Source organism: Pseudomonas sp. G(2018), assembly GCF_005502415.1.
Lineage (GTDB): Bacteria > Pseudomonadota > Gammaproteobacteria > Pseudomonadales > Pseudomonadaceae > Aquipseudomonas.
Map to the genome: position 1 here is coordinate 69,656 of NZ_SCOO01000009.1, position 21,371 is coordinate 91,026.

General features: G+C 61.3%; 18 protein-coding genes. 13 read left to right on the top strand and 5 right to left on the bottom strand.

Features of this window, described 5'->3' with window-relative positions; genetic code table 11:
- Positions 1 to 14: 14 nt before the first annotated feature.
- The 9 genes from FFS64_RS11810 (at position 15) to FFS64_RS11850 (ending at position 11,777) form a co-directional block, all read left to right on the top strand.
- Complete coding sequence (locus FFS64_RS11810; protein WP_137805524.1) at positions 15 to 995, top strand: MoxR family ATPase; 981 nt, start codon at positions 15 to 17, stop codon at positions 993 to 995.
- Entirely contained in the window at positions 992 to 1,927 is a 936-nt protein-coding gene (locus FFS64_RS11815; protein WP_137805525.1) for a DUF58 domain-containing protein, read from the top strand. The genes FFS64_RS11810 and FFS64_RS11815 overlap by 4 nt, the downstream gene beginning before the upstream one ends.
- Positions 1,924 to 2,415, top strand: a complete 492-nt coding sequence (locus FFS64_RS11820; RefSeq protein ID WP_137805526.1) for a DUF4381 domain-containing protein — start codon at positions 1,924 to 1,926, stop codon at positions 2,413 to 2,415. The genes FFS64_RS11815 and FFS64_RS11820 overlap by 4 nt, the downstream gene beginning before the upstream one ends.
- The gene (locus FFS64_RS11825) at positions 2,402 to 3,394 is read left to right on the top strand and encodes a VWA domain-containing protein (RefSeq protein ID WP_137805527.1); all 993 of its coding nucleotides are present in this window, start codon (positions 2,402 to 2,404) and stop codon (positions 3,392 to 3,394) included. The genes FFS64_RS11820 and FFS64_RS11825 overlap by 14 nt, the downstream gene beginning before the upstream one ends.
- Position 3,395: 1 nt before the next feature.
- A complete protein-coding gene (locus tag FFS64_RS11830) occupies positions 3,396 to 4,976 on the top strand; it encodes a VWA domain-containing protein (RefSeq protein WP_137805528.1) in 1,581 nt (526 codons plus the stop codon).
- On the top strand, positions 4,973 to 6,400 hold the full coding sequence (locus tag FFS64_RS11835; RefSeq protein ID WP_137805529.1) for a BatD family protein: 1,428 nt from the start codon (positions 4,973 to 4,975) through the stop codon (positions 6,398 to 6,400). The genes FFS64_RS11830 and FFS64_RS11835 overlap by 4 nt, the downstream gene beginning before the upstream one ends.
- Complete coding sequence (locus FFS64_RS11840; protein WP_137805530.1) at positions 6,397 to 7,425, top strand: HAD family phosphatase; 1,029 nt, start codon at positions 6,397 to 6,399, stop codon at positions 7,423 to 7,425. Before FFS64_RS11835 ends, FFS64_RS11840 begins: the two co-directional genes overlap by 4 nt.
- Positions 7,426 to 7,494: 69 nt before the next feature.
- On the top strand, positions 7,495 to 9,069 hold the full coding sequence (locus tag FFS64_RS11845) for an arylsulfatase (protein ID WP_095194093.1): 1,575 nt from the start codon (positions 7,495 to 7,497) through the stop codon (positions 9,067 to 9,069).
- A gap of 194 nt (positions 9,070 to 9,263) precedes the next feature.
- Positions 9,264 to 11,777, top strand: coding sequence for a fused MFS/spermidine synthase (locus tag FFS64_RS11850; RefSeq protein ID WP_137805531.1), 2,514 nt, complete (start codon positions 9,264 to 9,266; stop codon positions 11,775 to 11,777).
- Between the two features lie 96 nt (positions 11,778 to 11,873).
- Here FFS64_RS11850 and FFS64_RS11855 read toward each other — a convergent pair whose 3' ends face one another.
- Positions 11,874 to 12,545, bottom strand: a complete 672-nt coding sequence (locus FFS64_RS11855; RefSeq protein ID WP_137805532.1) for a DUF3313 domain-containing protein — start codon at positions 12,543 to 12,545, stop codon at positions 11,874 to 11,876.
- 215 nt (positions 12,546 to 12,760) lie between these two features.
- On the opposite strand from FFS64_RS11855, the gene FFS64_RS11860 reads away from it, so the two are divergent.
- Together FFS64_RS11860 and FFS64_RS11865 are read left to right on the top strand one after the other, a co-directional pair.
- The gene (locus FFS64_RS11860; protein ID WP_137805533.1) at positions 12,761 to 15,133 is read left to right on the top strand and encodes a tetratricopeptide repeat protein; all 2,373 of its coding nucleotides are present in this window, start codon (positions 12,761 to 12,763) and stop codon (positions 15,131 to 15,133) included.
- Positions 15,134 to 15,304: 171 nt separating this feature from the next.
- On the top strand, positions 15,305 to 15,805 hold the full coding sequence (locus FFS64_RS11865; RefSeq protein WP_137805534.1) for a hypothetical protein: 501 nt from the start codon (positions 15,305 to 15,307) through the stop codon (positions 15,803 to 15,805).
- A 75-nt stretch (positions 15,806 to 15,880) separates the two neighbouring features.
- Here the strand turns inward: FFS64_RS11865 and FFS64_RS11870 are convergent, their stop codons facing one another.
- On the bottom strand, positions 15,881 to 16,360 hold the full coding sequence (locus tag FFS64_RS11870; RefSeq protein WP_137805535.1) for a DUF934 domain-containing protein: 480 nt from the start codon (positions 16,358 to 16,360) through the stop codon (positions 15,881 to 15,883).
- Positions 16,357 to 18,030: a nitrite/sulfite reductase gene (locus FFS64_RS11875; protein ID WP_137805536.1), complete on the bottom strand. Its 1,674-nt coding sequence runs from the start codon at positions 18,028 to 18,030 to the stop codon at positions 16,357 to 16,359. The genes FFS64_RS11870 and FFS64_RS11875 overlap by 4 nt, the downstream gene beginning before the upstream one ends.
- Positions 18,031 to 18,399: 369 nt before the next feature.
- Between FFS64_RS11875 and ccoN the strand changes: the two genes are divergently transcribed.
- Together ccoN and FFS64_RS11885 are read left to right on the top strand one after the other, a co-directional pair.
- Positions 18,400 to 19,827 (top strand): cytochrome-c oxidase, cbb3-type subunit I, encoded by a 1,428-nt coding sequence (gene ccoN, locus FFS64_RS11880; protein ID WP_137805537.1) that lies wholly within the window; start codon positions 18,400 to 18,402, stop codon positions 19,825 to 19,827.
- Positions 19,827 to 20,048: a cbb3-type cytochrome c oxidase subunit 3 gene (locus FFS64_RS11885; RefSeq protein ID WP_137805538.1), complete on the top strand. Its 222-nt coding sequence runs from the start codon at positions 19,827 to 19,829 to the stop codon at positions 20,046 to 20,048. Before ccoN ends, FFS64_RS11885 begins: the two co-directional genes overlap by 1 nt.
- A 133-nt stretch (positions 20,049 to 20,181) precedes the next feature.
- On the opposite strand, the gene FFS64_RS11895 is transcribed toward FFS64_RS11885, so the two are convergent.
- Together FFS64_RS11895 and FFS64_RS11900 are read right to left on the bottom strand one after the other, a co-directional pair.
- Entirely contained in the window at positions 20,182 to 20,676 is a 495-nt protein-coding gene (locus FFS64_RS11895; protein ID WP_137805539.1) for a hypothetical protein, read from the bottom strand.
- Positions 20,677 to 20,764: 88 nt separating this feature from the next.
- Positions 20,765 to 21,280 carry a GNAT family N-acetyltransferase gene (locus tag FFS64_RS11900; protein WP_137805540.1) on the bottom strand — a complete coding sequence of 172 codons (516 nt, stop codon included), beginning with the start codon at positions 21,278 to 21,280 and terminating at the stop codon, positions 20,765 to 20,767.
- Positions 21,281 to 21,371: the final 91 nt, after the last annotated feature.

The following is a 21,371-nucleotide window of genomic DNA, read 5'->3' on the forward strand; positions in this document are numbered from 1 at the left end:
TTCCAGGAGGCAGCATGACCGCACTCAATGACCTCAACGCCCTGCAAGCCAGCATCGCCGAAGCCGTGCTTGGCCAGGATCAGGTGATCCGGCAAATCCTGCTTGGCCTGCTGGCTAACGGGCATTTGCTGTTGGAGAGCCTGCCGGGATTGGCCAAGACCCGCACGGTCAAGGCGCTGGCCAGGCACCTGGATGCGAAGATGAGTCGTATCCAGTTCACACCCGATTTGTTGCCGTCTGACATCACCGGCGCCGAGGTGCTGCATCAGGTCGATGGCAAAAACGAAATCCGGTTTCAGCCCGGGCCCTTGTTCGGCAACCTGATCCTGGCCGACGAAATCAACCGCGCGCCGGCCAAGGTCCAGGCCGCGTTGCTCGAAGCCATGGAAGAACGCCAGATCACCGTGGCCGGTAACAGCCATGTGCTGCCGGATTTGTTCATCGTGGTCGCCACCCAGAACCCGATCGAACAGGAAGGCACTTACCCGTTGCCGGAAGCGCAGATGGACCGTTTCCTGATGAAGGTATTGCTCGATTACCCAAGCGCCGACAACGAAAGCCAGGTGCTGCGCCTGTTGCGCGAAGAAGAGCAGGCCCACGGTGCCAGGACCGCTGCGGTGCAGGGCTTCGCACTGGCCCAGGATGTGATCTTCGCCGCGCGCCGGGAAGTCAGCGCGGTGCACGTGTCGGCGGCCATCGACCGTTACCTGATCGATCTGATCAATGCCACGCGCCACCCGGCGGACTACGACGCCGACCTCGCCCGCTGGATCGCCATTGGCACCAGCCCGCGCGGTGGTATCGGGCTGGACCGTTGCGCCCGAGCCGATGCGTGGTTGAAGGGTCAGGACTTCGTCTCGCCGGACAACGTACGCGCCGTGGTGCACCCGGTGCTGCGCCATCGCCTGCACCTGAGCTACGACGCGGTGGCCGACGGTGTGTCTGCCGATCAGGTACTCGACCGCCTGCTCGACAAAGTGGCGATTCCTGCGTGAATGCCGATGGTCTGGTCTATGTCTCCCTGGCGCAGTTGATGGCCCTGGAGTTCAAGGCCCGTGACCTGAGTTTTCTCGCGCGTCAGCCCCGGGGCAGCATTCTGGCCGGCAACCATGCCTCACGCCTGCGTGGCCGTGGCTTGAATTTCGATGAATTGCGTCGCTATCAACCCGGCGATGATTTGCGTCACCTCGACTGGCGCGCCTCGCTGCGCACCGGCAAACCGGTGGTACGCACCTTCACCGAAGAGCGTGACCGCCCGGCGTTGATCCTCGTGGACCAGCGCATGAGCATGTTCTTCGGCTCGCAACGCAGCTTCAAATCCGCCGTCGCCGCCGAGCTCGGGGCCATGGCGGCGTGGATGGTGTTCAACGCAGGTGACCGGGTCGGCGGGCTGGTGTTCAACGACCGGCGCATCGACAGTGTCGCGCCGCTGCGCAGCCGTACACGGATCGAAGCGCTGTGCAGCCGCATCGTCCAGCAGAACCGGGAGCTGAACGCCGCCAACCCGGACGCCGAAGGCGAAGACCAGCTCGACAAGGTGTTGCAGCAATGTCTGGCATTGGCGGGGCACGATCACTTGATCTGTATCGTCAGCGACTTTGCCGGTGCCAGTGAGCGCACCTTGCAGCTGATGCGCCAGCTGGCGGCACACAACGACGTGATCGCCATGCAGGTCTACGATCCGTTGGCGCTGAACCTGCCGAAAAATGGCCGCTTGCTGATCACCCAGGGCCAGTTGCAAGTGGAACTGGCGGTGGAACGCCGTCAGGTACACCAGCCCTTGGGCGATTTTCTCAGTGGGCGGTTCAAGGACGTTGCCACCTTGCTGCGGCGCAGCCAGGTGCCGTTGATGATGTTCAGTACGGCGACCGAGGCCCATGAGCAACTGCGCGCCGAACTGGGCAAGCTGACCGGGGCACGGCGATGAATCCGAATGTCCCGAGCATCGAGCAACTCAAGGAGATCGCGCTTCCTGCGCCGGTCAGCTATGCGCCGCAAACCTGGGGTTGGTGGGTGCTGCTCGGTTTGCTGGCCCTGACAGCGCTGATCATCGCCGCCCGGCGGTATTGGCAATGGCGGCGAGATCGCTATCGGCGCGAGGCGTTGGTGCGGCTGGCGCAGTTGCAGCAGCGCAGTGATGACTTGAGTGCGTTGCGCGAGCTTCCAGAGTTGCTCAAGCGCACCGCCCTCTCAATGCACAACACCAATCACCCTGTGGGAGCGCTAGGCGGGATGGATTGGCAAGACTTTCTGCAGGCGCACATTGCGCCCCCCCTCCCCGCCGATTTCAGCCAACAACTGGCGCTGCTGGCCTACGCGTCTGATGCGGTTCTGCAAGCCCTCCCCCCCGAACAGCGCCAGCAACTGTTCGCCACCTGCAAAACCTGGGTGGAGCACCATCATGTGGCAACTTGATTACCCCTGGCTGTTACTGCTGCTGCCATTGCCGTGGTTCGGTTATCGCTACCTGCCCGACTACCGCGAGGCACGCAGTGCGGTGCGGGTGCCGTTTTTTGCCGCCATGAGCCGCGCGGTCGGCCAGGCACCGAGTCTTGCCGGCACCCGCAGCAATCGCCGGCAGCTGGCATTGAATCTGTTGGTGTGGGTGCTGTTGCTGCTGGCGGCGGCCCGACCGGTGTACGTGGAAAAACCCATCGAACGCCAGCAACCGGTGCGCGACCTGATGCTGGCCATCGACCTGTCCCAATCCATGGAAACCACCGACTTCACCGATGCCAGCGGCCAGAAGATCAATCGTCTGGCGGCGGTGAAGGACGTGGTGCACGGCTTTATCGACAAACGCAATGAGGATCGCCTCGGCCTGATCGTGTTCGGCAGCGGTGCGTATCCGCAGGCACCGCTGACCCTCGATCACGCCAGCCTGTCGCTGTTGCTGGACGACACCGGTATCGGCATGGCCGGTCCCAACACCGCCATCGGCGATGCCATCGGCTTGAGTCTCAAGCTGCTGGAACAGGCTCATGAACAGGAAAAAGTGCTGATCCTGCTCACCGACGGCAATGACACCAGCAGCGCCATCACGCCGGATCATGCGGCGGCCATGGCGGCCGCCAAAGGCGTGGTGATTCACACCATTGCCATTGGCGATCCGCAGGCTTCCGGCGAAGCCAGGGTCAACCTGACCAGCTTGCAACAGATCGCCGAAGCCACCGGTGGCAAGTACTTTCGCGCCGAAGACCGCACCGCGCTGGATCAGGTCTACAGCACCCTCGACACGCTCACGCCCCATCAGGTGAAAACCCTCAGCCATCAACCGAAAAAGGATCTGTTCTGGTGGCCGCTGGGGGTAGCGATTGCGCTGCTCGCGCTCTATCACCTGGGCGCCTTGCTGCGTCCGCGCCTGTCCTTGGCCCGTCAGCGGCAAGAGGCCTAAGATGGACATCAATCTCGGCGACTTCCACTTCCTGCGTCCGCTGTGGCTGTTGCTGCTGCCCTTCGCTGCCGTTCTGCCACTGCTCTGGCGCCGCAGCCGTGACCTGCAACGCCGTCTGCGTGGAAACATTGCCGGGCACTTGCTGCCCCACTTGCTGATCACCCCGCAGGACCGACAATGGCTGCGACCGGTGCACCTGGTCTGCACACTGCTGGTACTCGGCGCCCTGGCCGCCGCCGGGCCGACCTGGGAGCAGGATCGGCCGGACTTTCTGGAAAACCGTGCACCGCTGATCATCGCCATTGATCTGTCGCCGTCGATGGACGCCACCGATGTGCAACCGACGCGCCTGGAAGCGGCCAAACACAAAATTCATGACCTGATCCAGCGTCGCACCGGTGCACGCACCTCGCTGATCGCCTACGCCGGCAGTGCGCATCTTGTACTGCCGGCCACGGACGATCCCATCCTGCTCGACACCTTTATCCAGGCCTTGAGTACCGACCTGATCGGCAAACCGGGAAAAAATGTCAGTGCAGTGATCGACCAGGCCAAACGCCTGCTGGCCGCGGAAAAATCCCCCGGCACCCTGCTGCTGATCACCGATGGCGCCGACACTTCAGCGCTGGACGGTCTGGACCGGCAACTGGCAGGCAGCGCGCTGCAAGTGCTGATCCTGGCGGTCGGCAGCGAGGACGGCGGGATCATCCGCGACGCCAATGGCCAGCCGCGCACCGATAGCAGCGGTCGACCGGCGCTGGGCAGTTTTGATCAGGCCGCGCTCAAGCAGCTGGCATCCAAAGTGGATGCACCGCTGGGCAGCCTGACACTCGACAACGACGATCTGGACTGGGTCGAGCTGCATGCCCAGCAGCACTTCCAGAGCGCCAGCGACGAACAGCGTGAATTGCACTGGAAGGACGCCGGCTACTGGCTGTGCTGGCCGCTGCTGTTGCTTGCCTTCTTCAGTGTGCGCAAGGGCTGGAGCCTGAACTGGATGGCCGGTTTGCTATTAGCGGTCGGACTTGGCTGGCCACCTGCCCCGGCACAGGCCAACGCATTGACCGACGCCTTCTTCACCCCTGACCAGCAAGGGCGCTGGGCCTTCGAACATGAGCACTTCCCGCAGGCCGCCGCGCATTTTGCCGACCCGTACTGGAAAGGCATCGCCGCCTACAACGCCGCCGATTTCGACCTGGCGCTGGCCAGCTTCGCGCGTCTGCAAACGCCCCAGGCGTATTTCTACCTGGGCAACATTTACGTGCGTCGCTTCAAGTTCGACGAAGCTATTGCGGCCTACACCCAGGCGTTGAAGCTGCAACCGCAATTCCCCGAAGCCACGGCCAACCTCGCCCTGGCCATCGCCTTGCAGAAAGACACCGAAAGCGCCGAACAGAACGCGCCCGAGGTCAAACCTGACGACATCAAGATGGACAAGGCACCGGGCAAGGGCCAGAGCAAGGCGTTGCAAACCCAACAGGCGGCGTCGGATGAACAGTGGCTGCAGAACCTCAGCACATCGCCGGCGAAGTTCCTGAAACAGAAATTCAGTTTGCAGGATCAGGCGGGGGCCAGGCCATGACCCTCCTGAGAAACCGAGTCGCGCCATTCGCGAGCAGGCTCGCTCCCACAAAGGATTTGTGTGCACCTCAAGCCCCCTGTGGGAGCGAGCCTGCTCGCGAAGGCGGCAGATCAATCACCACAGTTCTGTGCCCTTTGCTCATTTGCCTGACCAGCACAATCACCTTCGCCGCCGAACCTGAATTAAGGGTTCAGACAAGCCTGCAACCCAGCACCCCACCCATGGTCGGCAGCCTCGTCGAACTGCAACTCGACATCCTCACCGACACCTGGTTCACCGACGCCCCCACCCTGCCCGACCTGAAACTGCCGGGGGCACTGGTCATGCCCCCGGACGGCCATGCCGAACACCTGAACCAGACCCTCGACGGTAAATCCTTCAATGGCATGCGCTACAGCTTCCTGATCACCCCGAATGTGGCCCAGGGTTTCGACATCCCCGCCCTGACCGTGCGCGCCACACCCGGCCAGGCCAGCGCCGAACTCAGTGCGCAGAGCCAGCCGTTGCACTTTGTCGCGACGCAACCGCCGGGGTTCGCGCCCGGTGAGCCGGTACTGGTCGCCCAGAAGTTGAGTTTCACCCAATCAATCATCAAAGCCGACACGCCATTGAAAGTCGGCGATAGCCTCACCCGCCAATTGACCCTGCAAGCCGATGGCGCCCTGGCCATGTCGCTGCCGACGCCAGCACTGGGCGATGTCAGCGGCCTCAGCCGTTACCCGAAAAACCCGCAGGTCAGCACCCTGGACGACGGTCGCGGCCACTTCACCGGCGGCCAGCGCATCGACAGCGTGACTTACCGGATCGACCGCAAGGGCCATCACACGTTGCCAGCCATCGAATTGAAATGGTGGGACGCCGGCAGCCAACAAACCCGCATCGCTCAAGTCCCTGCCGTAGCCTTTGATGCTGTGGCCAATAGCACCTATCAGCCGGTATTTTCGATCACCGAAGACCTGAGAAAACTCGGGCAGCAGAACCGTTTGCACCTGTCGGGATTTGTCCTTGGCTGGCTGGCGTTGCTGGTGAGCGTGGCGTTGCTGATCGGGTTCGTGCGCCCGTTCATTCATCGCGCCTACCTCGGCTGGCAAGCGCGGCGTCATGCCCGTCATGTGGCCTGGCTGGAATCCGCCGACTACGCCTGGCGGCAGATCCCGCCGCAGCTCGACGGCAAACCGCCGCAGCTGAGCGCCCTCTATCTGTGGACCCGTCGCATCCGCAAAGGCCTGAAATTGACCGCATTCGGCCCGCGCCTGCAAGCACTGTTGCGTGCCTGTTACGGCCGTGAGCCGACCAAAGATCAGGCACTGCTTCAACTCGGGCAATCCTTGACTACGCTGCATAGTCATGCCGAACACAACAAAGAATCAATCGCTCCCGCACTGCGACCACTGAATCCCGTTCACGAGAAGGATTTCCCATGACGAACCCGATTTCGATCCGCCAGCATCACGGACTGAGGTTGTTACTGACGCTGGTCCTGAGCCTGCCATTGCTGGTTCAGGCGGCCGAGCCGTTGCCTTCGTGGAACGACGGCCCATCGAAAAAGAACATCATCGAGTTCGTCCAGGCCGTGACCGACCGGAACAGCAAGGACTTCGTCAAACCCGAAGATCGTATCGCCGTATTCGACAACGACGGCACGCTGTGGAGCGAGCAGCCGATGTACTTCGAGTTGTTGTTCGCCTTCGATGAAGTCAAGCGCACCGCACCGCAACACCCGGAATGGAAAACCACCCAGCCGTTCAAGGCGGTACTGGAAAATGATCACCAGGCCCTGGCGGCGACCGGCACGGACGGCCTGCTGAAAATCGTCGGCGCGACCCACAGCGGCATGACCACCGAAGCCTTCGATGACTACGCCAAGACCTGGCTGAGCCAGGCCCGTCATCCGAAAACCGGCAAGCCGTACACCGAAATGATCTACCAGCCGATGCTGGAAATGCTCGACTACCTGCGTCGCCTGGACTTCAAGACCTATATCGTCTCCGGTGGCGATACCGGATTCATGCGCGCTTTTGCCGAAAAGGTCTACGGCGTACCACCCGAGCAAGTCATCGGCACCACCTTTGTCACCGCATTTGAGTACAAGGACGGAAGAGCCTCGATCCTGCGCACCCCGAAACTGGCCCACAACGACGATGGGCCGGGCAAGCCGGAAAGCATCGATGCCGTGATCGGGCGTCGGCCGATCCTAGCCTTCGGCAACTCCGATGGCGACCTGCAAATGCTGCAGTGGACCGCCGCCGGGCCGGGAAAACGCTTCATGGGCCTGGTGCACCACACCGACGCCAAACGCGAATGGGCTTACGACCGCGAATCGAAGATCGGCCGTCTGGACAAAGCCCTGGACGAAGCAAAAACCCGTGGCTGGACCGTGGTCGACATGGCTGCCGAATGGCGCCGGATCTACCCCTTCGATGCCCCCATCCCCGAGCAAGTGCAATAAAAAGCGTGATGCAGGACCGCAATGAACGTTTGTCGCACCGAGCGACGCAAAGCAAAAGGAGCAAGTCATATGACTGGCATACGCAAATGGTTACCGAAGGCGGCCCTGCTGGCGGCTTCGGTGATGGCGTTCTCGGCAACCGCCGGGGCCGCCGATAAACCCAATATCCTCGTAATCTTTGGCGACGACATCGGCCAGACCAACATCAGTGCCTATTCCATGGGTGTGGTCGGCTACAAGACGCCGAACATCGACCGCATCGCCAAGGAAGGCATGATGTTCACCGACTACTACGCGGAGAACAGCTGCACCGCAGGACGCTCGACCTTCATTACCGGGCAGTCCCCGCTGCGCACCGGCCTGTCCAAAGTCGGCATGCCAGGCGCGTCGGTCGGCTTGCAGGCACGGGATGTCACCATTGCCCAGGCGCTCAAGGCCCATGGCTATGCGACGGGTCAGTTTGGTAAGAACCATTTGGGGGACAAGGATGAGTACCTGCCCACCAACCACGGGTTTGACGAGTTCTTCGGCAATCTCTATCACCTCAATGCCGAGGAAGAACCCGAACGTCCGTACTGGCCGAAAGATGATGCCGCGTTCGTCAAGGCGGCCTCTCCACGTGGCGTGATCCACAGCTTTGCCGATGGCAAGATCGAAGACACCGGCGCGTTGAACAAAAAACGCATGGAAACCATTGACGACGAAACCACAGCAGCCGCCCAGGCGTTCATCGAGAAACAGGCCAAGGCGGACAAACCGTTCTTCGTCTGGATGAACACCACCCGCATGCATGCTTTCACCCATGTTCGTGAATCCATGCAAGGCCAGAGCGGCATGCCGGGCAACGAATATGCCGACGGCATGCTCGAGCATGATGGCGACGTGGGCAAGCTGTTGAAGACGCTGGATGACCTGAAAATCACCGACAACACCATCGTCGTCTACACCACTGACAACGGCCCTAACCAATGGTCCTGGCCGGATGCAGCGACTACTCCGTTCCGCAACGAGAAGAACTCCAACTGGGAAGGCGCTTACCGGGTTCCGGCGATGATCCGCTGGCCGGGCAAGGTCAAGCCCGGTGAAGTGTCAACCCAAATGTTCTCCGGAATGGACTGGTTCCCGACCTTGCTGGCTGCCGCCGGCGATACCGATATCAAGGAACGCCTGCTCAAGGGGGCTGACGTCGGCGGGAAGAACTTCAAGGTGCATTTGGATGGCTTTAACCAGTTGGACTACCTGACCGGAAAGACCGGCAAAAGTGCGCGTACCGAGTTCTACTATTTCAACGATGACGGCGTCCTGGTGAACATGCGTTTCAACGACTGGAAGATCGTCTTCTGCGAGCAGCGAGCTCCCGGCGGCCTGAAGGTGTGGAGCGAACCGTTCACTTGCCTGCGCGTGCCCAAGCTTTTCAACCTGCGCATGGACCCCTACGAACGTGCCGACGTCGTGTCTGACCAATACTATGATTGGCTGACCAAAAACGACTATCTGCTGTTCGACGCCACCCGAAGATCCGCAATGTTCCTGCAGACCTTTGTCGATTACCCGCCTAGCCAACGCCCGGCGAGCTTCAGCATCGACCAGATCCGCGAGGAAGTGGACAAGAAAATCGATGAAAAAATGAAAGCTGCCAAGTAACACCGCTCGACCGCCGCTCGCCCTCATCGGCGAGCGGCCCTATTTCCATTGGAGACCGCATAAACTTCATTCGCGAGCAGGCTCGCTCCCACAGGGATTTTCCGCTCACCAAAGCTCTACTGTGGGAGCGAGCCTGCTCGCGAAGGGGCCGGTGCAGTCGCTGATGTATTTGAACCAGAACAAGGCAATCGGCAATGTCCTCACGCGTCGCCAGCAAGTCGTCGGCCATACCCGCCCCTCACGTCGCCTCCCCGGCGCTGTTGATTCCTGCCCTGCTGCTGTTCGTTTCCGGTGCCGCAGCGCTGGTGTATCAGGTGTTGTGGATCAAGCAGTTGTCACTGGTGGTGGGCGTCGAGGTGTATGCCATCACGACGGGGATCAGCGCGTTTTTTGCCGGCCTGGCCCTGGGCGGCTTGCTGTTCGGGCGTTGGGCCGACCGCTTGCAGCAACCGGTCCTGCTGTATGCCGGGCTGGAAGTGCTGGTGGCGATGCTGGGTGTCGGCGCGACCTTCGCCATGAGCCTGGCGGCCCAGCCGTTTGCCTGGCTGGAACAGCAGATCGGCCTGCTGGCCTGGGTGTTGCCGTTTACGCTGGTCGGCCTTCCGGCGTTGCTGATGGGCGGCACGCTGCCGGTGCTGGTCCGCTCCCTGGCCAGCGATCCACAGCAACTGGGCAAGGCCGGCGGCCACCTGTATGCGGCGAACACCGCCGGCGCGATCGTCGGGACCCTGCTCGCCGCGTTTGTGCTGATTGCCACCCTGGGCGTCCGTGGCAGCGCGCTGGCCGCCGCGATGCTCAACCTGCTGGCCGCCGCCGGTGCCCTGTGGTTCCAGCGCCAGCGCCCGCTACCGGTCGAAACGCCGACACGGCACCAAGCCGACAAGGCGCCGGACCGCCTGGCGCTGTGGCTGTATTCGATTGCCGGTGGCGTGGCCCTCGGTTACGAAGTGGTCTGGTCGCAATCGATCGTGCAGTTCATGAGCACCCGCACCTATGCCTTCGCCGTGGTATTGGCCACCTACCTCACCGGCCTGTTTCTCGGCAGTGCCCTGCTCGCCCGACGGGTCGACCGCCTGCGCGATCCCTGGGGCGTATTCGGTCTGCTGATCGCCGGTGCAGGGCTGATTGCGTTGCTGGAAATTGCTGTGCTCGGACGCTGGCTCGTGCTCGCGCAAAGCCTGGTCGAAGCCTGGGTGCTGTCGCTGGGTGCCAGTGAACTGGCGGGCATGTGCGCGCGCTTTGCCGTAGCGGCGTTGAGCATCGTCTTCGTGCCGACGGTGCTGCTGGGCGCGGCGTTCCCCGTGGCCCTGCGCTTGAGCGTCGGGCGCGAGCATGTGGGGCGCAATGTCGGTGAAGTGGTAGCGTTCAATACCCTGGGCGGCATCATCGGCGTGATGCTCTGCGGATTCGTGCTGATCCCGTTGCTGGGGCTGGTGCGTACGTTGGGATTGCTGGCGATCATCGCTGCCGGGATCGGCTATTTCGCGGTGCGCAAGGGGCATGGGGTCAAGAAAGGTCGGCGTCAGGGCGTAATCGCGGTCGGCCTGCTGGCGGTGGCCGTGGCGCTGCTGACCCCGGTGAACAAACTGGCCAGCCTGCTGCCGGGCGCACGCAATGCCAGCCTGGCTTTTTACGAGGAAGGACGTGGCGGTACCGTTGCCGTGGTCACCCAGGGCAAGGGGCAGAAGGCCTTCCAGCGTTTGTACATCCAGGGTGTATCGAACACCGGTGATGCCATGCCGTCCCTGCGCTACATGCGCGTTCAGGCGCTGTTGCCGCTGCTGATCCACAACGCCGAGCCGCGTTCAGCGCTGGTAATCGGATTTGGCACCGGCATCACCGCCGGCGCCCTGACCCGCTATCCGGGCCTGGAGCACCGGGTCGTCGCCGAACTGCTGCCGTCGGTGGTCAAGGCAGCGCCGTTGTTCAAGGGCAATTTCGATGCCGCCGCCGATCCGAGTATCGATGTGCGCCTGCGTGACGGTCGCCAGGAACTGCTGCGCAATACACAGCGCTATGACCTGATCACCCTCGAGCCACCACCGCCCTCCGCGGCCGGCGTGGTCAATCTGTATTCCCGGGACTTCTACCAACTGGCTGCCAGCCGCCTTCAGAAGCAGGGCCTGGTCGCCCAGTGGCTGCCGCTACCGACGCAAAATATCGACGATTCGCGCTCGCTGGTGCGCAGTTTCCTCGATGCCTTCCCCTACGCCACGCTGTGGACCAGCGAGTTCCACGAGATGCTGATGGTGGGCTCGCTGGAGCCGATCGAGCTGGATGTTGGGAAAATCAGTCAACGCTTCCAGCAGGACAGCGTGCGCGGCACCTTGCAGGATGTCGGTATCGGCTCGGCCGCCGCGTTGCTCGCCACCTGGGTGACTGATCGCGCCGGCCTGGAGCGCTTTGCCGCTGACGCGCGTCCGGTAACCGATGATCAACCGCGCATCGAGTATGCACCGTGGGTCCGGGCCAAGGAGATCACCCGGGTGTTGCCAGCGCTGCTGGACCTGCACACAGCTGCGCCGCTGGTGAATGCCGATGCGGGTTTCAATGAGCGGATGAGCGCGCACCGGCAACGCCTGATGCAGTTCTATCGGGCGAGCCTGCATGCCTATGACGGCGATCGCGATGCCTGGGGCCGGGATATTCGTGAGGTGATGCGCGGGGATGGGGGGAATCCGTATTACCGGTGGTTTGTCGGGGAGTGATTCAGTGCCTGTCAGGCTGTCTTCGCTGGCAAGCCAGTTCCCACCGGGTTTTGTGGGAGCTGGCTTGCCAGCGATGGGGCCATCAGCCCCTATACATCATTTGGATTTGAGTTTGAGATAAGACTGATGCATATCCGCCGCCCAGCCATCGACCACGCCTTTGACGTCATCGGCCTTCATCACCTGGGCTTTGTTTTCCAGCGGTTTGCCGGTGCCCTTGCGCACGACCTGGGACAGGACATGATTGTTGCCGCCATCGAGGAACACCGCTTCGGTGGCCAGGTCGGTTTCCTGATCGCGGATACCGCTGGCGGTGCTGACCGCCGCGGCCACCAGGGCAATCGGGATCACTTCATAGGGCTTGAGGCCTTCGGTCTTGCTGCTGACAGCGGTAATCGCCGCACGCACCACGATGACACCCGGGCCCGGGCCGGATGCCAACGGCAAGGATTTGCCGATTTCACGCTTGAGCGCCTGGTCGTAGTAACTGGTAATGCCGTTCAAAGTGGTCTGGGGGATTGTCTCGGTCGGCTGGGGTTTGGGATACAACTGGGTCGGTTCGACGTAAACGCTGGTGAACTTATTGATGTCCAGCTTGGGATCGACCCAGCGCATCACGGTGGCACCGGACGGCGACTTGGCTTCCTTGAGCTGGCTGTAGTTCTTGAGAAACCCGGAATACTGGTCCGGCTCAACGACCTTGCTGGCGCAGCCGACCATGGCAATGGAGGCCATGCACACGGTACCCATCATTAACGCTAACTTCATACGGTAACTCCTGTAAGAAGATCGACTACGGTTAGAAACAGAGGTGTTACATGTATAGCCAATAAAGAGCCCGGCGTTCTCGGAAATCACAATATTCATCTAATGCAACTGAGCAGATCACAAGCGTCATTTGACAGACGCCAGCCATCCAGCAAAGCTGCATCGAGCATGAACGCGCGCCTGACGGCTATCGCAACCGGACTACGGAAGTCGCAATGCCGAAAGATAAAAATAAAGCGGTAGCCGCAAAGCCTGATTCGCAACCGACCCTGATTAACCGTTATCTGTTCCCCGTCACCATTGGCTTCCTTCTCCTCGCTGTCGCGGGCATTGGCTGGTTTCTGTTCGGCAGTCACCCGGCGCCCGTGACTTATGCGCCGGTCAGCACGCCTGTCGTTCAACCCATCAAGCCACAACCGGTTGCCCCTGTGCCGGGAATGGCGCCGGCGAAAATGATAGATGAGCAGCAATGTCAGGGCTGCCACAGCGCCCAAGTCAAGGACTGGCAAGGCTCCCATCACCAATTGGCGATGCAGGAAGCCAACGCCGAAACGATGCTCGGCGACTTCAACAACGTCACCTTCAAGGCGGAAAACGAAACCACCCGTTTCTCGCGCAAGGACGACGGCTTCTGGGTCAACACCCCCGGCATCGACGGCAAGAATGCCGATTTCAAGGTCGCCTACACCTTTGGCATCGCGCCGTTGCAGCAATACCTGATTGCAGTCGGCGACGGACGCTTGCAAGCCCTGGGCGTGGCCTGGGATACCGAGAAGCGGCGCTGGTTTCATCTCTATCCGGGCCAGGGCGTGACCTTCAAGGACCCGTTGCACTGGAGCAAACCGAGCCAGAATGCCAACTTCATGTGCGTCGAATGCCACACCACCGCTTATAAGCGCAATTTCGATGCTGCGAAGAACACCTTCGACAGTCAGTGGAACAGCCTTGGCGTCGGCTGTCAGGCCTGCCATGGCCCGGCCTCCAACCACCTGGAATGGACGGCGAAAAAAACCGACCTGATCCACGCCGGGTTTGCCGTCGACCTCAAGGACAAGAACGCCACCGTCGAAATCGAAACCTGTGCCCGCTGCCACGCCCGCCGCGCGCCGCTGGGCGATGGCTTCACCGTCGGCAAGCGCCTGATGGACGATTACCTGCCGAGTACCCTGACCCGCGAGCTGTACGCCCTGGACGGCAAGATCAAGGATGAAGTGTTCGAACACGGTTCCTTCGCCCAAAGCAAAATGTTCGACAAAGGCGTGCGGTGCAGCAATTGCCATAACCCCCACAGTACCGGACTGAAGGCACCGGGCAACGGCGTCTGCCTGCAATGCCACAACTCCGCAGGCAAGACGTCCGTGGAAGGCGTCGACGGCAAGGGCCTGCAAGCGAAGAACTATGACGCCATCGAACACACCCGCCACACCCCGGGCCAACCAGGTTCGCAGTGCGTGGATTGCCATATGCCCGGCAAGCTCTATATGGGCAACGACTTCAGGCATGACCACAGCTTCAGTATCCCCAACCCCGAACGCGCGCAAAGACTCGGCACGCCGGATGCTTGCCTGACCTGTCACCAGGGCAAGGCCGGCGACAAGGTCACAGAACAGTTCAAGCTGTGGAACACCGCCAATGCCGGCATGGCGCAAGCGCCACGTTACGACGAAAGCCTGTGGCTGATTCGCAACGGTCAGCCCGGCGCGGCGCAAGCCCTGTACGAGCAACTGCAACGCAACAACCTGCCGGCGATTCAACGGGCGACCCTGCTGGCCGAGTTGCCGCTGTACCCCAGCGAACAGGCACTGAAACTGGCGACAAAGGATTTGAGCCACCCGGCACCGCAAGTGCGAGAAAGCGCGGTGCGGGCGATCAGCGCCTTCCTGCAGCCGGCGGAGCGCGCTCCGCTGTTGACGCCGGTGCTGAGCGACCCTGTCAAGGCCGTGCGCATTGCCTCGGCGCGGGACCTGCTCAGCGTGGCGCGCAACGGTCTGGGCAATGCCCAGGAGGCCTGGAATGCCGCCATTGCCGAATACGAAGCGGTGCAAAAGAGCCTGGCCGAACGCGCCGAGGCCAACCTCAACCTGGCGATGCTGTACCAGGCCAGCGGCCGCAGTGGCGAGGTCGAAGGCCTGCTGCACACCGCGCTCCAGCGTGATCCGGACTTCCATCCGGCGCGGGTGACGCTGGTGCAATGGCTGGAAGCCAGTGGCCGCAGCCAGGAGGCCCAGGCACTGCTCGTGCAAAGCCTGAAGCAATACCCGGACGTCGCGCTGCTGCAGCACACTCAGGGCCTGTCGCTGGTGCGTGCCGGCAAGTCCGGGCAAGCAATGCCGTTCCTGCGCAAAGCCGCGCAACTGGAGCCGCAGACCGCGCAATACGGCTACGTACTCGCGGTGGCGCTGCATGACAGCGGCAAGGTCGACGACGCCTGCGCAGAGCTGGAAAGACTCTTGAAGGAACAGCCGGCCAACCGCAATGCGCGGCTGTCGCTGATTCAGTACTACCTCGACAACGGGCAGGAACCCAAGGCGCAGGTGCTGCTGCAGGGCTGGAAGAACATCAACAGGGGCGATCCGGCGTTGAAGTGATTCCCTGCTCGCGCCTACAGAAATGTAAAAATTCTTTCGATTTTCAGTGACACTATATAGCCACTACTGGCATAGTGCCTTCCGCGTAAACATCCCCCAAAATATCCACCTCGAGGCCTGCATGAAGCACGCCTCGGCCAATGACGGCACAGTCCAGTCGCAAGGAAAAAAATGGTAGTTCTGCGCAAGTTTTTCACCATTACAGCCCTGACCGCCACCCTCCTGACTTCCGGCTGCGCAAGCATCGTCGGGGACAGCAAGTACCCTGTAAACGTATCGAGTACCCCGAGTGGTGCCAACTTCACTGTCCAGAACAAGGACGGTGTCGTCGTTCATAGCGGTTCCACGCCCAATTCGGTGACGCTGCCTTCGGGTCGTGGCTACTTCAAAGGCGAGACCTACACCATTACCTTCAAGAAAGAAGGCTATGCCGATACCACCGCAAAACTGGATACCAGCATGAGCGGCTGGTACTGGGGCAATATTTTGTTCGGCGGTCTGATTGGCATGCTGGTCGTCGATCCGATGACAGGTGCGATGTACAAGCTTCCGGCTGACGCCGCAGGAAACCTCGGCAGCCCACTGGCCGGTGAAGCGCCGAAAAACCTGACCCTGCTGGAAATCGATCAAGTGTCGCCAAGCGATCGCGCGGCGCTGGTTCGCATCAACTAATAAAATCAAGAGATCGCAGACTGCGGCAGCCCTGCAGGAGCTGCCGCAGGCTGCGATCTTTTGCTTTTTTGGCGCTTAGCGCCGCCGAAACAACGGCCGCGGTTCTATCACCGATCGCCCATACAACACACTCATCCCCGCCAACCCTTTCAGCGCATCCTCCGCGGACTTGTCTTCGCGCACTGCGAAGCTGTCGAAACCGCACTGACGCATGTGGCTGAGCTGATCGCGCAACACATCACCAATGGCGCGCAACTCGCCGGTCCAGCCCAATCGCGTACGCAGCAGATACGCCTGGCTGTACGCGCGCCCATCGCGAAAACTCGGAAAGTCCAGGGCGATCAATGGCAGTTGGGCAAACCAAGGCTTGAGGCTTTCCACTTCATCGTCCGGCCCCAGCCACACCGCATTGTGCTGCGGGTTTTCCAGCCACCGGGCCAGCGGCAGAATCAGCGCGCCGGCCGGTAACCCGGTGTCGATGCTCCTGACCAGCTGCCATGGGTCGTCCGCGTCAATCCGCGCCACGCCCTCCTCCAGTCGCAGCAGATTATTCATGCCGACACCTCCAGCACTTTCGGGTACACCGTCTCCTTGAATGGCTCCAGGCCGATGCGATGGAAGGTGTCGACGAACAACTCCTCACTCTCGCGGTAACGCACGAAGGTCTCGATGATGCGCTCGATGACATCGGGCACTTCGACGGCGCTGAAAGACGGGCCGATAACCTTGCCCAATGCGCTGTTCTTGCCCTGGGCACCGCCGAGGGTGATCTGGTACCACTCGCTGCCGTTCTTATCGACACCGAGGATGCCAATGTTGCCGATGTGGTGATGCCCGCAGGCGTTCATGCAACCGGAGATATTCAGACTGATATCACCCAGGTCGTGCAGGTAATCGAGATCTTCGAAGCGCGCCTGGATGGCCTGGGCGATGGGAATCGACTTGGCGTTGGCCAGCGCACAGAAGTCGCCACCGGGGCAGGCGATGATGTCGGTCAGCAAGCCGACATTGGCGCTGCCCAGATTGTACTCGCAGGCCAGGAGCCACAACGCAAACAGGTCGGCCTTGGGCACGTCCGGCAGGACGATATTCTGTTCATGGGCGATACGGATTTCACCGAAGCCGAAGCGCTCGGACCATTCGGCCACCGCCTCCATCTGCGTGTCGGTGACATCGCCCGGTGGCGCGGCAATGCCGGGTTTGGTCGACAGCACCACGCTGGCGTAGCCCGACACTTTGTGCGGTTGCACGTTACGCATTACCCAGCGCGCGAACGCCGGGTTCTCGGCCAGGTGTGTGCCGAAATCGAGGTTGGTGTCTGCCAGCGTACGATAGTCCGGCGCGACGAACGCACTGGCCACACGCTCGAACTCATCGAGGGTCAGTTGCGCCGGGCCATCCTTGAGGTACTGCCATTCCTCCTCCACTTCCCGGGCGAAGGCGTCGATGCCCAGGGCTTTGACCAGGATCTTGATCCGCGCCTTGTACTTGTTGTCCCGTCGGCCATGGCGGTTGTACACGCGCAACACCGCCTCGACGTAGGACAGCAGGTGCTGCCACGGCAAGCCGTCGCGGATCTGCAAGCCAAGGATCGGCGTACGCCCCAACCCGCCGCCGACAATCACCCGCAGCAGCATTTGCCCGTCTTCGCCGGGGTAAAGATAGAGGCCAATGTCATGCATCATGATCGCCGCCCGATCCTGCTCGGCCGAGCAGATGGCAATCTTGAACTTGCGCGGCAGGAACAGGAATTCCGGGTTGATGGTCGACCACTGCCGCAGGATCTCCGCCAGCGGTCGCGGGTCGATCATTTCGTCGGCGGCGACCCCGGCAAAGGCTTCGGTGGTGATGTTGCGCACGCAGTTGCCGGAGGTCTGGATCGCATGCATTTCCACTGCGGCCAGGCGTTCGAGGATGTCCGGCACCTGGGCCAGTTCGATCCAGTTGAACTGCATGTTCTGCCGGGTGGTGAAGTGGCCGTAGCCGCGATCGTAATCCCGCGCGATGCTCGCCAGCGTGCGCATCTGCCGGGCACTGAGCGTGCCGTAGGGAATCGCCACCCGCAGCATGTAGGCGTGTTTTTGCATGTACAGGCCATTTTGCAGGCGCAATGGCAGGAACTCTTCCTCGCTCAGCTCACCGGCCATGAAGCGTTCGACCTGATCGCGGAACTGCGCAACCCGCTCGAACACCAGCGCCCGGTCATAGTCGTCGTACTGATACATCTGGCTACCTCATCAGGAGTGATCGGCTGTCGGCCAAAACACAGAACCTGTGGGAGTGGGCTTGCCCGCGATGAGGTCCTTACAGACAACATTGTTGTCGTCTGAACGACCGCAATCGCGGGCTAGCCCGCTCCCACAGGGACTGCGCCAAGAGTCGGGCTCTGCGGCTCGTTTGGAGGTGATGACTATGAACCCGCGCTGATCTGCATTACAGATTCAGCTGTTTTCGAAAAAACCGTATCAGAGGCAAGCCAGCCCAGCCCTGGCTACTTCCGATCTGATCCGCATAAATCAATTTTTCCTGAGTCTGTTTTGGATTTGCCGATGTTTTTACAGTTGCCTGACTTTGCAACCGTGGAAGCATTGAGCATGAGTACAGCAACTAACGGACAGGCCTATAACTACAAGGTCGTCCGCCAATTCGTCGTGGCGACCATTGTCTGGGGTGTCGTGGGGATGGCAATGGGCGTGTGGATCGCCTCGCAACTGGTATGGCCCGAGATGAACCTCGACCTGCCGTGGACCAGTTTCGGCCGCTTGCGCCCGCTGCACACCAGCCTGGTGATTTTCGGTTTCGCCGGCAGCGCGCAATTCGCCGCCAGCTATTACGCGGTGCAACGTACCTGTCACGTGCGGCTGTTCTCGGACAAACTCGCCGCCTTCACATTCTGGGGCTGGCAGTCGGTGATCGTGGTGATGCTGATCAGCCTGCCGCTGGGCTACACCACCACCAAGGAATACGCCGAAATCGAATTCTCCGGCGCGGTGTGGATGACCGTGGTCTGGGTGGCCTACGCCATCGTGTTCTTCACCACCGTGGTGCAGCGCAAGACCAAACACATCTACGTCGGCAACTGGTTCTTCGGCGCGTTCATCGTCGTCATCGCCATGTTGCACGTGGTCAACCACCTGTCGATCCCGGTGAGCTGGTTCAAGTCCTATCCGGTGTATTCCGGGGCCACCGACGCCATGGTGCAGTGGTGGTACGGGCACAACGCCGTGGGCTTTTTCCTCACCACCGGTTTCCTCGGGATGATGTATTACTTCGTGCCGAAACAGGTGGGGCGGCCGGTGTATTCCTATCGCCTGTCGATCGTGCACTTCTGGGCGCTGATCACCCTGTACATCTGGGCAGGTCCCCACCACCTGCACTACACCGCGTTGCCGGACTGGGCGCAGTCGCTGGGCATGGCCATGTCGTTGATCCTGCTGGCACCGAGCTGGGGCGGCATGATCAACGGCATGATGACCCTGTCGGGCGCCTGGCATAAGTTGCGCACCGATCCGATCCTGCGCTTTCTGGTGCTGTCGCTGGCCTTCTACGGCATGTCGACCTTCGAAGGGCCGATGATGGCGATCAAGACCGTCAACGCCCTCTCCCACTACACCGACTGGACCATCGGCCACGTACATGCCGGGGCCTTGGGCTGGGTGGCGATGATTACCTTTGGCGCAACCTATCACATGGTGCCGAAAGTCTTCGGCCGTGAGCAGATGCACAGCACGCCGCTGATCAACCTGCACTTTTGGCTGGCGACCATCGGCACGGTGCTGTACATCGCTTCGATGTGGGTCAATGGCATCACCCAGGGCCTGATGTGGCGCGCGATCAACGACGACGGCACATTGACCTACTCCTTCGTCGAAGCCTTGCAGGCCAGCCATCCGGGGTTCGTGGTGCGCTTTGCCGGAGGCGTGTTCTTCCTCGGCGGCATGTTGCTAATGGCTTACAACGTGTGGCGGACGGTTCGGGTGTCAGACCTGAAAATGGCAGAACTTGAAGCGCAGATAGCCTGATGATCGAGATCGTACTGAATGTTCTGGGCGTGGTGAGCCTGTGGCTGGCGGTGGAATGTTGCTTGAGACACCAGACCGCCGAGAGTCTCGATGATGCCAGTTTGATTCCGTTTGCCGATGATCCGGAGGTGGCGCGGCGGGTGGAAGCGGCTACCGGCAAGACCATCAATGCGGTGGCACCGGAAGAGGTGAAGCCGGGTTGGGGAAACCTCGAAATCTGATGCGCCACCCTATCCACTGTGGGAGCGAGCCTGCTCGCGAAGACGGTGTATCGGTCAACATTGATGTCGACTGACACTCCGTCTTCGCGAGCAGGCTCGCTCCCACAGGGGAGATAGGCGGTGTACTGAAAAATCAGCTGCGATCGCGGGGAATCAGACTCTGCAGCTGTTGCGCCAAAAAGTTCGCATCGAACGCGAAGGTATCCGGGTCTTTCAAACCGTTGGTCTTGCGCCACTGCCAATCATTGGAAGGTGGCAGGCAGACCAGCGAAACGCTGCCATAGCGCGCAGCGGTAAAGCCCATGACCGCCAGGGAGATCTGACCGCCCACGCCCATCACATCCGGCACGAACTCCACCGGCTTGCCGGCAATCACAATGGATAATTTCTCGGTTTTGAACGTCGACGTCTCCACCGGAACGCTCGGCCCGAAGGCAACGTACTGCTCGCGGCTCACCTCCAGCAGATTCGGTGCCTTGACCGGCTCCAGCCACTGCTGGATCTGGTCGAACAGTTCACCGATGCGCTTCGCCCAAACGGCCGATTGCGACTCGAATACTTGCTTCTTGTGCGCTTCGCTTTCTGCGTAGTGGCGAAGCATCTCGCCCAGTTGCTGTACGTCGTCCATTGCGGTGTTCCTTTGGTTGAAGCGGTGCTGCGGATACTCAGCATGGCAGATGCGCCCGCGGCTTGTACGACTAATCGCCGGGAGGTCTCTAGCCGGGCATGCGACGCAGGCGCGCCATGCTCAAGACATCGACCCACTGGCCGTCGCGGAACCCGTAGTCGCGCAGCAGCCCTTCGGTTTCGAAACCGAATTTGCGATACAGGCCGATGGCGGCTTCGTTGTCAGCGTAAACGGTCAGTTCGACGCGGCGCAGGTTCATCCAGTTGTCGGCGATGTCCAGTGCCGCCGCCAGCAGTTTTGAACCCACGCCTTTGCCCTGCCACTCACGCGCGACGCCCATGCCAAAGCTGCCGGCATGGCTGCGGCGGATACGGGAAAACTGTTCCAGCGTGATGTTGCCAACAACCGCCCCCTGGTGCAGCGCCACCAGTTGCATCACCCGTTCATCGTCCGACGCCAGGCGTTTGCGCCAGATATCGGGGGATAAAAACGGCATTTGCAGCGTCTGACGGGCAACCACCGGCTCACGGTAGAGCGCGGTGATACCTTCGAGGTGGGATTCCTTGAGACGTTCGAGGGTGATGACCGATTCAGTGACGGGCATGAGTGATTCATCCTTGAGGCAGATATGGCTGTTCACTCTATACCGTAATCTTTGGGCATGACCAGAACACTGTGGGAGCGAGCCTGCTCGC